General features: G+C 72.6%; 10 protein-coding genes. 7 read left to right on the plus strand and 3 right to left on the minus strand.

Features of this window, described 5'->3' with window-relative positions:
- Positions 1-76: 76 nt before the first annotated feature.
- The 3 genes from ACWC24_RS14695 to ACWC24_RS14705 all read left to right on the plus strand — a co-directional run bounded on the left by ACWC24_RS14695 (position 77) and on the right by ACWC24_RS14705 (position 3,576).
- Positions 77-1,720, plus strand: coding sequence for a ubiquitin-like domain-containing protein (locus tag ACWC24_RS14695; protein WP_450663181.1), 1,644 nt, complete (start codon positions 77-79; stop codon positions 1,718-1,720).
- 84 nt (positions 1,721-1,804) lie between these two features.
- On the plus strand, positions 1,805-2,686 hold the full coding sequence (rsmA, locus tag ACWC24_RS14700) for a 16S rRNA (adenine(1518)-N(6)/adenine(1519)-N(6))-dimethyltransferase RsmA (RefSeq protein WP_450663182.1): 882 nt from the start codon (positions 1,805-1,807) through the stop codon (positions 2,684-2,686).
- Complete coding sequence (locus ACWC24_RS14705) at positions 2,683-3,576, plus strand: 4-(cytidine 5'-diphospho)-2-C-methyl-D-erythritol kinase (RefSeq protein WP_450663183.1); 894 nt, start codon at positions 2,683-2,685, stop codon at positions 3,574-3,576. Before rsmA ends, ACWC24_RS14705 begins: the two co-directional genes overlap by 4 nt.
- Positions 3,577-3,591: 15 nt before the next feature.
- On the opposite strand, the gene ACWC24_RS14710 is transcribed toward ACWC24_RS14705, so the two are convergent.
- Positions 3,592-4,185 (minus strand): Uma2 family endonuclease, encoded by a 594-nt coding sequence (locus ACWC24_RS14710; RefSeq protein ID WP_450663281.1) that lies wholly within the window; start codon positions 4,183-4,185, stop codon positions 3,592-3,594.
- Positions 4,186-4,342: 157 nt separating this feature from the next.
- On the opposite strand from ACWC24_RS14710, the gene ACWC24_RS14715 reads away from it, so the two are divergent.
- The 4 genes from ACWC24_RS14715 to ACWC24_RS14730 all read left to right on the plus strand — a co-directional run bounded on the left by ACWC24_RS14715 (position 4,343) and on the right by ACWC24_RS14730 (position 11,055).
- Positions 4,343-6,151: an ABC-F family ATP-binding cassette domain-containing protein gene (locus ACWC24_RS14715; RefSeq protein WP_450663184.1), complete on the plus strand. Its 1,809-nt coding sequence runs from the start codon at positions 4,343-4,345 to the stop codon at positions 6,149-6,151.
- 233 nt (positions 6,152-6,384) lie between these two features.
- Positions 6,385-8,196, plus strand: a complete 1,812-nt coding sequence (locus ACWC24_RS14720; protein ID WP_450663185.1) for an outer membrane protein assembly factor BamB family protein — start codon at positions 6,385-6,387, stop codon at positions 8,194-8,196.
- A 149-nt stretch (positions 8,197-8,345) separates the two neighbouring features.
- The gene (locus ACWC24_RS14725; protein WP_450663186.1) at positions 8,346-10,106 is read left to right on the plus strand and encodes an outer membrane protein assembly factor BamB family protein; all 1,761 of its coding nucleotides are present in this window, start codon (positions 8,346-8,348) and stop codon (positions 10,104-10,106) included.
- A gap of 253 nt (positions 10,107-10,359) precedes the next feature.
- Positions 10,360-11,055 carry a helix-turn-helix transcriptional regulator gene (locus ACWC24_RS14730; RefSeq protein WP_450663187.1) on the plus strand — a complete coding sequence of 232 codons (696 nt, stop codon included), beginning with the start codon at positions 10,360-10,362 and terminating at the stop codon, positions 11,053-11,055.
- A gap of 124 nt (positions 11,056-11,179) precedes the next feature.
- Here the strand turns inward: ACWC24_RS14730 and argG are convergent, their stop codons facing one another.
- Together argG and ACWC24_RS14740 are read right to left on the minus strand one after the other, a co-directional pair.
- A complete protein-coding gene (gene argG / locus ACWC24_RS14735; RefSeq protein WP_450663188.1) occupies positions 11,180-12,628 on the minus strand; it encodes an argininosuccinate synthase in 1,449 nt (482 codons plus the stop codon).
- Positions 12,629-12,679: 51 nt separating this feature from the next.
- A complete protein-coding gene (locus ACWC24_RS14740; RefSeq protein ID WP_450663189.1) occupies positions 12,680-12,985 on the minus strand; it encodes a hypothetical protein in 306 nt (101 codons plus the stop codon).
- Between the last annotated feature and the right edge of the window lie 16 nt (positions 12,986-13,001).

A 13,001-nucleotide genomic window follows, 5' to 3' on the forward strand; every position in this document is an offset into this window, starting at 1 on the left:
TTTGGAGAGCGACGGCCGCTCCGCTAGGTTCTGGGGGCCCGATCCGGACCCGTCTGGCCCTGTGGAGCGTGTCGGCGTGAGCAACTCGCAGTACGAGACGTATCAGGCGTACGAGCCCTACGGGGGGTACGAGGGGTACGGCGGCCCCGACCCGGGCCCATCGGCCCCGCAGGCCGACACCGGTGGCGGCTTCGACCTGCACAACGCCCAGACGCTGGCGTACGGCGTGTACGCGGCGCCCGGGGCGTACGAGCCCTTCGGGATGTACCGGGACACGTACCAGGACATGTACCGGGACACGTACCGGCCCGCCTACGAGACGCTCGAGGCGCACGGGACGCACGAGGCGAGCGAGACGCACGAGGCGAGCGAGACGCACGAGGCGAGCGAGACGGGCACGGCCTACGGGGCGTACGACGCGTACGGACCGTACGAGGCGCACGCCCCGTACGGGTCCCACGGGTCCCACGGGTCCCACGGGTCCTACGACGGGTACGGGTCGGAGGACGCCACGCTTCCGGGTCAGACGCCGCGTCCGCCGGGTGCGGAGGCGCCCACGCTCGTCGAGCGCGTCACGGCGGACCGGCGCTCCCCGCGCCGGCGCAGGCTCGGGTACGCCGGGCTGGTGGACGGCCGGATGCGCCGGCTGCTGCCACGGGCGCTGGTCGTCGCCGTGCTGGCCGGCGGCACCACCGCCTTCGTCGCCAGGGACAAGGCCGTCGAGCTGGACGTCGACGGCAGACCGCGCACCCTGCACACCTTCGCCGACGACGTGACGGAGCTGCTCGCGAAGGAGGGCGTCCGGGTCGGAGCGCACGACTCGGTGGCGCCCGCTCCCGGCACGCCCCTGGCCTCGGGCCAGGAGGTCGCGGTGCGCTACGGACGGCCGGTGCGGCTCACCGTCGACGGCCGGCGCACCGAGGTGTGGACCACGGCGCACACCGTGCAGGAGGCGCTGGAACAGCTGGGGGTGCGGGTGGAGGGCGCGTATCTGTCCGCCGCGCGGCACCGGCGCATCGGGCGGGAGGGGCTCGCGCTGGACGTGCGTACCGAACGCGCCGTCACGGTCATGGCGGACGGCCGGGCCCGCACCGTGCGCACCAACGCCGCGACCGTGGGCGAGGCCGTCGAGCAGGCCGGGATCACCCTGCGCGGCCAGGACGCCATCTCGGTCCCGGCCGGGAGCTTCCCGCGCGACGGGCAGACGGTGACCGTGCTGCGGATCACCGGCGGCCGGGAGATCCGGGAGGAGGCGATCCCGTTCGAGGTGCGGCGCACCGCCGACGCCTCGCTGTTCCGGGGCACGGAGGTCGTCGAACGGGTCGGACGGCCGGGGCTGCGGCGCATCACCTACGCCCTGCGGACCGTCAACGGCGTCCGGCAGAAGCCGCGGCGCGTGCGGTCCGAGCGGGTGCGGGAGCCGCGGTCCCAGCTGGTGCGGGTGGGCACGAAGCCGCTGCCGCCGTCGGTCCGCGGCGCCGACCACCTCGACTGGAAGGGCCTCGCGGCCTGCGAGTCGGGCGGGCGGCCGGACGCCGTCGACCGGTCGGGGACGTACGGCGGGCTCTACCAGATGGACACGCACACCTGGCGCAGCCTCGGCGGGATCGGACGGCCGCAGGACGCGCCGGCCGCGGAACAGACACGGCGGGCCAAGCGGTTGTACGTACGGCAGGGCGCGAGCCCCTGGCCGCACTGCGGGGCACGGCTGCACGGGTGAGCGGACCGGGGCGGGGGCGGGGCGCGTGCCGGGCGCGGCCGGTGACCGGACGAGGCGCCGCCCGCGGCCCCGTACCCTGGTGCCGTGAGCAGCCCCACCCCTGACGCCCTGCTGGGCCCCGCCGACATCCGCGAACTGGCGGCCGCCCTCGGGGTGCGCCCGACCAAGCAGCGCGGCCAGAACTTCGTGATCGACGCGAACACGGTCCGCCGTATCGTGCGCACCGCCGGGGTCCGCCCCGACGACGTGGTCGTCGAGGTCGGTCCGGGGCTCGGCTCCCTCACCCTCGCCCTGCTGGAGGCCGCCGACCGGGTCACCGCGGTGGAGATCGACGACGTGCTGGCCGCCGCGCTGCCCGCGACCGTCGCCGCCCGGATGCCGCAGCGAGCCGACCGGTTCGCGCTCGTGCACTCCGACGCGATGCACGTCGGCGCGCTGCCCGGCCCGGCCCCGACCGCGCTGGTCGCGAACCTCCCGTACAACGTCGCCGTCCCCGTGCTGCTGCACATGCTCCAGACCTTCCCGAGCATCGAGCGCACCCTGGTGATGGTGCAGTCCGAGGTCGCCGACCGGCTGGCCGCCGCGCCCGGCTCGAAGGTCTACGGCGTGCCCTCGGTCAAGGCCAACTGGTACGCCGAGGTCAAGCGGGCCGGAGCGATCGGCCGCAATGTCTTCTGGCCCGCGCCGAACGTCGACAGCGGGCTGGTCTCGCTGGTCCGGCGGACCGAGCCGATCAAGACGACGGCCTCCCGCACGGAGGTCTTCGCGGTCGTCGACGCGGCGTTCGCGCAGCGCCGCAAGACGCTGCGCGCGGCGCTCGCCGGCTGGGCGGGGTCCGCGGCGGCCGCCGAGGCGGCCCTGGTCGCCGCCGGTGTCTCGCCGCAGGCCCGCGGGGAGTCGCTGACGGTCGAGGAGTTCGCGCGCATCGCCGAGCACAAGGACGCTTTCGAGGGGACGGGCGAGTGAGCGTCACGGTACGGGTTCCGGCCAAGGTCAACGTCCAGCTCGCGGTCGGGGCGGCCCGGCCGGACGGCTTCCACGACCTGGCCAACGTCTTCCTGGCCGTCGGGCTGTACGACGAGGTCACCGTGACCCCGGCCGACGAGCTGCGGGTCACCTGCGCGGGCCCGGACGCCGCCCAGGTCCCGCTGGACCGCACCAACCTCGCCGCGCGCGCGGCGCTCGCGCTGGCCGGGCGGCGCGGCCTCGACGCGGCCGTGCACATCCACATCGCCAAGGACATCCCGGTGGCCGGCGGCATGGCGGGCGGCAGCGCGGACGGCGCGGGCGCGCTGCTCGCCTGCGACACGCTGTGGGGCACGGGCGCCTCCCGCGAGGAACTGCTGGAGATCTGCGCCGAGCTCGGCAGCGACGTGCCGTTCAGCCTGGTCGGCGGGGCGGCGCTGGGCGTCGGGCGCGGGGAGAGGCTGACCGCCCTCGACGTCGGCGGGACCTTCCACTGGGTGTTCGCGATGGCCTCCCGCGGCCTGTCGACCCCGGCGGTCTTCCGCGAGTTCGACCGGCTGGCCGAGGGCCGGGACGTCCCGGAGCCGGTGGCCTCCGCCGATCTGCTGGAGGCGCTCGCGAAGGGCGACCCCGAGGCGCTGGCGGCGGCCGTCTCCAACGACCTCCAGCCCGCCGCGCTGTCCCTCTTCCCGGAACTGGCAGACACGCTGGCGGCGGGACGCGGGGCGGGCGCGCTCGCCGCGCTGGTCTCCGGCTCCGGCCCCACGACGGCCTTCCTCACGCGCGACGCGGAATCGGCGGAGAAGGTGGCGCAGGCGCTCGGGGCCTCCGGTACCTGCCGCACGGTACGGACGGCGGCGGGGCCGGTGGCGGGGGCGACGGTGCTCTGAGGGGGCCGCCTTCGGCTACCTCCCGCCGAGTGCCGTCAGCTCGATGGCGACGGCGTAGGGCTTGTCGACCTTGAGGACATCCCGGTGCACACCCATGTGCACGTATGCGTTGGTCATCGGGTCGAGTTCGTAGACGTGGACGATCGGTCCGCCGTCCGCTCCGTTCTGCTCGACACGCCAGAAGTTCGGGATGCCGGCGGCGGCGTACTTGTGAGGCTTGGTGGTGCGGTCACGGGATTCGGACTCCGGTGAGACGACCTCGACGGCCAGGAGCACGTCCTCCGCCTCGAACCTGGTCTGGTCGAGTCCGGTGACGGCGTCGGCCCGCACCACGCTGATGTCCGGTTCGGGGCCGTTGCGGTCGTCGATGACGACGGTCATCTCCCGCTCGACACCGAGCCCCGAGGGGAGCGAGTCGTACAGCCTGTTGAACAGCAGGTCGATCACCAAGTAGTGGAAACGGCGCTGCGGACTCACGAAAACGAGGCTCCCGTCGATCAGCTCGGTGTGCGGCGGGAGATCCGCAAGCGTGAACAGGTCGTCCACGGTGTACCCGTCCTGCGGCGGCACCGGCCACTGGACGCGAGGCTCTACGGACTCGGCGGTCATGGTTCCTCCCATGGACGGGATCCTGCTGCCTGCCCTCCAAGGTAGCGGCCCGTTCCCGATCACGTCATCACAAAGAGTGACCAACTCCTCGCGCCCCGCTCCCGCCTCCGCAGGGCCTAGGCTAGAAGGCTGACCGACCCCCCTGCGCAGGAGTGAAATGGCCGTCAACCTGGTCAATGTCGAGAACGTCAGCAAGGTGTACGGCACCCGTACCCTCCTCGACGGCATCTCGCTCGGCGTGTCCGAGGGCGATCGGATCGGGGTGGTCGGCCGCAACGGCGACGGCAAGACCACCCTGATCCGGATGCTCGCCAAGCTGGAGGAGGCCGACTCCGGCCGCGTCACCCACAACGGCGGGCTGCGGATGGGCGTGCTCACCCAGCACGACTCCCTCGACCCGACCGCCACCGTCCGGCACGAGGTCATCCGCGACCTCGCCGACCACGAGTGGGCGGGCAACGCCAAGATCCGGGACGTGCTGACCGGCCTGTTCGGCGGGCTCGACCTGCCCGGCTTCCCGCAGGGCCTGGACACCGTCATCGGCCCGCTCTCCGGTGGTGAGCGCCGCCGTATCGCGCTCGCCAAGCTCCTCATCGACGAGCAGGACCTGATCGTCCTCGACGAGCCGACCAACCACCTCGACGTCGAGGGCATCGCCTGGCTCGCCCAGCACCTGCGCGAGCGCCGCTCCGCGCTCGTCTGCGTCACCCACGACCGCTGGTTCCTCGACCAGGTCTGCACCCGCATGTGGGACGTGCAGCGCGGTGACGTGCACGAGTACGAGGGCGGCTACTCCGACTACGTCTTCGCCCGCGCCGAGCGCGAGCGGATCGCCGCGACCGAGGAGGTCAAGCGGCAGAACCTGGTCCGCAAGGAGCTGGCCTGGCTGCGGCGCGGCGCGCCCGCCCGCACCTCCAAGCCGCGCTTCCGGATCGAGGCCGCCAACGAGCTGATCGCCGACGTGCCGCCGCCGCGCGACACCAGCGAGCTGATGAAGTTCGCCTCGTCCCGGCTCGGCAAGACCGTCTTCGACCTCGAGGACGTCACCGTCCAGGCCGGCCCCAAGGTGCTGCTCAAGCACGTCACCTGGCAGCTCGGCCCCGGCGACCGCATCGGCCTGGTCGGCGTCAACGGCGCCGGCAAGACGTCCCTGCTGCGGGCCATGGCCGAGGCCGCCCGCAGCCAGGGCGAGACGCAGCCCGCGGGCGGACGCGTCAACGTCGGCAAGACCGTCAAGCTCGCCTACCTCTCCCAGGAGGTCGCCGAGCTGAACCCCGCCACCCGGGTCCTGGAGGCCGTCCAGCAGGTGCGCGAGCGCGTCGACCTCGGCAAGGGCCGCGAGATGACCGCCGGGCAGCTGTGCGAGACGTTCGGCTTCGGCAAGGAGAAGCAGTGGACGCCGGTGGGCGACCTGTCCGGCGGTGAGCGCCGCCGGCTGCAACTGCTGCGGCTGCTGATGGACGAGCCCAACGTCCTCTTCCTCGACGAGCCCACCAACGACCTCGACATCGAGACCCTCACCCAGCTCGAGGACGTCCTCGACGGCTGGCCCGGCTCGATGATCGTCATCTCCCACGACCGGTTCTTCGTCGAGCGCACCACCGACCGCGTGTTCGCCCTGCTCGGCGACGCCACCCTGCGGATGCTGCCGCGTGGCATCGACGAGTACCTGGAGCGTCGCCGGCGCATGGAGGAGGCGGCCGCGGCCGCCTCCGGTCCCGCCGCCCCGGCCCGGGCCACGACCGAGAAGAGCGCGGCCGACCAGCGTGCCGCGAAGAAGGAACTCCAGAAGATCGAACGGCAGTTGGACAAGATCACCGAAAAGGAGTCCAAGCTGCACGCCCAGATCGCCGACAACGCCACCGACTTCGCGAAGGTGGCCGAACTCGACTCCCAGCTGCGGGACTTGTCGGGCGAACGGGACGAACTGGAGATGCGCTGGCTGGAACTCGCCGAGGACGCCTGATCCCCGGCTGGGTCGGGGCGTACGGCGCGCGGGTCGTGTGAAGGGGGCGTGACGGCGCATAACGAGGGCGTCACGGGCCGGTTCTCCCTTGGGAACAGGGGGGACCGCACGCCCGTACGCCGTCGGTGCCGGGTGATAGAACAGAGCGTCTGACAACTCGCCGGGACGTCTGCGCGTCCCTCGCACAGCTCGGGGCGTGGCGAGAAATCAGTGAGCCAGGGGGAGACACGCTGATGACGCAACCGCCCGACCAGCCGTCCGCGCAGGGCGGCTTCGGCCCGCCGCAGGACCAACCGCCGTCCGGCGGCCCCGGCTTCGGCGCGCCCGTGCCGCCCCCGCCGCCGGGGGCCCCGCAGCCCGGTTTCGGTGTGCCGCAGCAGCCGGGCCCGTACGGTCAGCCGCCGCAGCAGCCCGGCCCGTACGCCCAGCAGCCCGGCCCGTACGGTCAGCCCCCGCAGGCGGGTCCGTACGGTCAGCCCCCGCAGGCGGGTCCGTACGGTCAGCCGCAGCAGCCGGGTCCGTACGGCCCGCAGCCCGGCTACGGCTACCCGCCGCAGCCCGCGTACCCGATCGGCCCGGACGGGCCGTCCGCCGGTTCCCGCAACCCCTTCAAGCGGCGGCCCGCGCTCGCCGCGGGGGCGGCGGTCGTCGCGCTGCTCGTCGTCGGCGCCGTCGTGGTGGCGCTCACGTCCGGTGGCGGCGGTGACGACCAGGCGGGCAAGGACGGCAAGGGCGGCAAGCCGGTCGCGTCCGGAAGCGACAGCCCCGGGACCGACGCCCCGGTCAACCCGGGCGACGGCAGCGGCGGCAACGCGGAGTCCCAGGACCTCAACGCGGGCCGCAAGCCCGGCGAGGCCAAGGTGCTCTGGTACAAGGAGGCGCCCGACGCGCCCGCCTCCGGAGCCGACGCCCCCGGCATGTGGATCACCGGCACGACCGCGGTGAAGGCGGCCTACAACGAACTCGTCGCCTACGGCGTCGCGGACGGCAAGCCGGCCTGGGACCCGATCACCTTCCCGCAGAAGATCTGCGCGGTCACCCCCGTCAAGTCGTCCGACGACAAGGTCGTCGTGGCGTACATGAGCGGCAGCAGCAGCCGCGCCAAGTGCAACCAGCTCCAGCAGGTCGACCTGAACACGGGCGCGAAGGGCTGGACCGCCCAGGTCGCCGACGGCGCGCTGTTCGACAGCGTGATATCCGTCGACCTGACGCTCGCCGGTGACACGCTGATGGTCGGCCGCTCCCAGTCCGGCACGGCGTACGACCTGCGCAGCGGCAAGAAGCTGTTCGACAAGAAGAAGTACGGCACCGCCTGCTTCCCCACCGCCTTCGCCGGTGGCGAGCAGCAGTTGGTCTCCGTGGCGTCCTGCGGCGCCGGCGGCGCCGACGAGCACGAGGAAGTACAGGGTCTCGACCCGCGGACCGGCGGCGTCCGGTGGACGCAGAAGCTCGACAAGGGCTGGTCGGTGCAGCGGGCGTACTCGCTCGACCCGCTCGTCCTCTACCTGACCAACGAGGGCAAGAACGCCTGGAACATCTCCACCATCAAGAGCGACGGCACCTTCCGCTCGGAGGTCTCCGTCGACGAGGACTTCGCCCCCGAGTGCGGCTGGGCCCTGCTCGACCGCGACCTCCAGGGCTGCCAGGGCGTCGCGGCCGACGCGAACACCCTCTACCTGCCCACCAAGGCCACCACCGGAGCCAACGAGATCGTCGCCGTCGACCTCTCCACCGGCAAGGAGAAGTGGCGCGTGAAGTCCCCGGCGGACACCTCGATGCAGCCGATCCGGGTCGAGGGCGGCCGGCTCGTCGCCTATGTCGAGCCGTCGTACGACACGGGCGGCCAGGTCGTCGCGATCCCGACCACGGGCGCGACCCACACCCCGGCGAAGCTGCTCCAGAACCCGCAGGGCACCGCCCGGATCGAGTCCGGCTTCTTCTCGAAGTCGATCGCCTGGGTGGACGGGCGCTTCTACCTCTCCTCCACCCATCTGACCGGGAAGGACGACGCGAAGGAGAAGCTGATGCTCGCCTTCGGCAAGTGAGCCGGACCGGCCGCGCCGGTCCCGACTTCTCCCGTTTGCTCCCGTCCTTCTCCGATCCCGTCGTTCCCCTTTCGGCGCCGGTCCCGGTCCCGGCCCGGTCCCCCTTGTCCCCGTCTCCGTCTCAGTCGCGTTCCCGAGGTAGTCAGACCATGAGCCAGCCGCCGCCCCCGCCCCCGAACGAGCCCCCGCAGCCGCAGGGCGGCTTCGGCCCGCCCCCGGGCCAGCAGCCCCCGCAGCCGCAGGGCACCCCGCAGCCCGGTTACGGCTACCCGCAGGCGCCCCCGCCGCCGCAGCCCGGTTACGGCTACCCGCAGGCACCTCCGCCGCCGCAGCCCGGTTACGGCTACCCGCAGCCGCCGACCGTCCCGCAGCCCGGCTACGGCTACCCGGGCGCCCCCCAGCCGGGCCCGTACGGCTACGGGCAGCAGCCCGGCGGGCCCGCGGGCGGACCGGCCGGCGGCGGCCGCAAGCCCAACGCCCAGCTGATCATCATCGTCGCGGCCGTCGTCGCGATCGCGCTGATCGTCGGCGGCGGCATCTGGTACTCCTCGTCCGGCAAGGGCGGCGGCAAGCACGACACCGGCAGCTCCAGCGGCGGCACCGGCGGCAAGGACGGCAAGGACACCACCGGGGGCGGCTCCGGCGGTACGGAGAAGGCGCCCGCCGACACCGCGTCCAAGGTGCTCTTCCAGGTCCCCATGCCCACGGTCGCCGCCACCATGAGCACCCAGGGCTCCTGGCTCACCGACAAGACGTACGTCAAGACCGGCGCCGCCGAGGTCGTCGGCTACGACCCCGCCAAGGGCACCCGGCTGTGGACGATCAAGCTGCCCGGACCGGTGTGCGAGGCCGCCCGCCACACCACCGAGGACAACCGCACGGCGATCCTCTACGAGCCCGCGATGCCGACCAAGGCCGACCCCTCGCACGGATGCAGCCAGGTCGCCGCGATCGACCTCGACGCGGGCAAGAAGCTGTGGACGAAGACCGTCAACACCGGTGACCAGCCGATCACCTTCGACAACGTCACCGTCAGCGCCCACACGGCCGCCCTGGGCGCCACCGAGGGCGGCGCCGCCTTCGACATCGACTCGGGCAAGCTGCTGTGGTCCCCGAAGGCCGGCGACACCTGCTACGACGCGGGCTACGGCGGCGGCGCGAAGCTGGTCGCGGTCCGCAAGTGCGGCGACTACGACAACCACGAGCTCAGCATCCAGACCATCGACCCGGCCAGCGGGAAGGTGATCTCGGAGTACAAGATGACCAAGGGCATCGAGTACGCCAGCGTCGTCTCGACGGACCCGCTGGTCGTCGCCGCCGACGTCGGCGACAGCGCGGGCGACGGCAGCGGCATCTCGGACTTCTTCTCCATCGACGGCAAGACCGGCGCGCTGCGCACCCGCATCTCCGCGCCGGGCGACCAGTACGCGGCGAAGTGCGAGGGCATCAGCCGGATCGAGTACTGCAAGGGCGTCGTCGTGGCCGCCGACCGGATCTACGTGCCGACCGAGGAGCACGAGGGCGGCGGGTCGGGCACCCGGTCCAACGAGATCGTCGCCTTCGACCTCGCCACCGGCAAGCAGACCGGCCAGCGCGCCGACTCCGGCGACGGCTACACGATCACCCCGCTGCGCATGGACGGCACCGCCCTGCTCGCCTACAAGCGCCCGCCCTACGACAAGGGCGGCCAGGTCGTGAGCATCGACGGCGCCGGCTTCAAGGAGACGACGCTGATGGAGAACCCGGCGACGTCCCAGGTGCACACCGTGGAGCAGAGCATGCTCCCCGAGTACGCCGAGATCCTCTACTCGCGGGGCCGGCTGTACATGTCCCAGGTCTTCGCCAACAAGCCGCTGTCCGGCGTGGGCGGCAAGGAGGTCCTGGCGGTCGCGTTCGGCACCGACGGCTGACCCGGCGCGCCCGGGCCCGTGCGCACGGCCCCGTCCCTGCTCAGGGGCGGGGCCGTGCGCGTACCGCTCATCACCCTCGAATGTGAGGAATTTCGGCGATCCGGGGCACTTCTCACCAGTAGGGGGAGCGCAACGTCGAACAAGCGTGTAGCTTCCGGGGGCATGAAGGACGGGGGAGCCGGGGGGCCCTTCGGCCATGCGGACCAGTGGGCAGCCCCAGAGGGGACCCATTGGGGGGACTGGGGGTTGCTCTGTGGGAGTGCGGCTGATGGTGGTCGACGACCATCGACTGCTCGCCGAGGCGCTGGCCTCGGCGTTGAAGCTGCGGGGGCACCGGGTACTGGCCGCGGCGGCACCGGCCGCCGGTGCGGCGGAACTGGTGATCACCCGCGCGCCCGAGGTGTGCCTGCTGGGCACGGCGGCACCGGCCGAACCGGGCATCTTCGACCCGGTGATACGGATCAAACGGGAGCGTCCGCAGGTCGCGGTCCTGGTTCTCGGCCCGGTACCCAGTCCGCGCGGCATCGCGGCGGCCTTCGCCGCGGGCGCCTCGGGCTACGTACGGCACGACGAGCGCATCGAGGGCGTGGAGCGGGCCATCATGAAGGCGCGGGCGGGCGAGGCGGCGGTGGCCCCCCAGCTCCTCCAGGGGGCGTTCAGCGAACTGCTCAACCCGGCCGCCCAGCCCGACGACGAGGGCCAGCGGCTGCTCCAGATGCTCACCCCGCGGGAGATCGAGGTCCTGGTCCGGGTCGCCGACGGCGAGGACACCCGGCTGATCGCGGCCGGCATGGGCATCGCCCCGTCCACCGCCCGCACCCACGTCCAGCGCGTCCTGATGAAACTGGGGGTCGGCTCCCGGCTGGAGGCGGCGGCCCTGGCGGCCCGCACGGGCCTGCTGGACCGGGCAGGACCGCTGCCGCCGCAGAGCGCGGGCGTGGAGCCGTAGACCCGGGCGTGGAGCCGTGGTTCCGAGCCTGGAGCCGTGACGCGAACGGCGCGGCCGGTCCGGGCATCGCCCCGGACCGGCCGCGCCGTTCGCGGACCTGCGCGCCTGTCGTCGGCGCGTTCGCTCAGTCGGTGCCGAACTCCATCGCGGCACGGTCCAGCAGCTGGTCGTCGCCGGACGTCTCGCCGCGGGAGGCGATCGCCTCGGCGCCGCCCTCCGGCATGGCCTCGATCAGACCGCTCGCCGCCGCCGGGGCGACGCCGATCAGCTCGGGGTGGGTCGTGCCGACGATGCCGAGACCGGCGTACTGCTCCAGCCGGGCGCGGGAGTCGGCGATGTCGAGGTTGCGCATGGTGAGCTGGCCGATCCGGTCCACCGGGCCGAACGCCGAGTCCTCGGTGCGCTCCATCGACAGCTTGTCCGGGTGGTAGCTGAACGCCGGGCCGGTGGTGTCCAGCAGCGAGTAGTCCTCGCCGCGCCGCAGCCGCAGGGTCACCTCGCCGGTGACCGCCGAGCCGACCCAGCGCTGGATCGACTCGCGCACCATCAGCGCCTGCGGGTCCAGCCAGCGGCCCTCGTACATCAGCCGGCCCAGGCGGCGGCCCTCGTTGTGGTAGGTGGCGAGGGTGTCCTCGTTGTGGATCGCGTTGACGAGACGCTCGTAGGCGGCGTGCAGCAGCGCCATGCCCGGTGCCTCGTAGATGCCGCGGCTCTTCGCCTCGATGATCCGGTTCTCGATCTGGTCCGACATGCCCAGGCCGTGGCGGCCGCCGATGGCGTTGGCCTCCATCACCAGGTCGACCGGGGAGGCGAACTCCTTGCCGTTGATGCTCACCGGGCGGCCCTGGTCGAAGCCGACCGTCACGTCCTCCGGGGCGATGTCGACCGAGGGGTCCCAGAACCGGACGCCCATGATCGGCTCGACGGTCTCCACGCCGGTGTCGAGGTGCTCCAGCGTCTTGGCCTCGTGGGTGGCGCCCCAGATGTTGGCGTCGGTCGAGTACGCCTTCTCGGTGCTGTCCCGGTAGGGCAGCCCGTGGGCCACCAGCCACTCCGACATCTCCTTGCGGCCGCCGAGCTCGGAGACGAAGTCGGCGTCGAGCCACGGCTTGTAGATGCGCAGGTGCGGGTTGGCGAGCAGGCCGTAGCGGTAGAACCGCTCGATGTCGTTGCCCTTGAACGTCGAGCCGTCGCCCCAGATCTGGACGTCGTCCTCCAGCATCGCCCGCACCAGCAGCGTGCCGGTGACGGCGCGGCCGAGCGGGGTGGTGTTGAAGTAGGCGCGACCGCCCGAGCGGATGTGGAACGCGCCGCAGGCGAGCGCGGCCAGGCCCTCCTCGACCAGTGCCGCCCGGCAGTCGACCAGGCGCGCGATCTCGGCGCCGTAGGTCTTCGCGCGGCCGGGCACCGAGGCGATGTCGGGCTCGTCGTACTGGCCGATGTCGGCGGTGTAGGTGCACGGGACGGCACCCTTGTCGCGCATCCATGCGACCGCGACGGAGGTGTCGAGGCCGCCCGAGAAAGCGATGCCGACGCGCTCGCCGGTGGGCAGGGAGGTGAGAACCTTGGACATGGGAAGAGTATTCAACGAACCGCATGATTATGCAACCTGTGCGCGGGAGGTCTACTCGGGCGGCTGTTCCCGCTCGGGTGCCCGCGGCGGGACCGCCGGGCGGAGTTTCAGCCAGACCAGGAAGAACACGCCCAGGGCCAGCATGCCGAGACCGGTCCACAGGTTGATGTTGACGCCCTCGGACTTGTCCAGGGAGGCGTCGGACGGCGAGATCCCGGCGGCCGTCACGAGGACGCCGTAGACGACGAACAGTCCGCCGATGATCCGGCGCAGGTCGAAGATCCGCGCGGCGGTGGCGGACCTGCCCTCCAGTTCGGTGACCTCGCGCCGGACGCTTTCCTCGGAGCAGTCGGACATGGTCCCTCCATCCTTG

It is taken from the genome of Streptomyces sp. NPDC001443 (assembly GCF_053597355.1).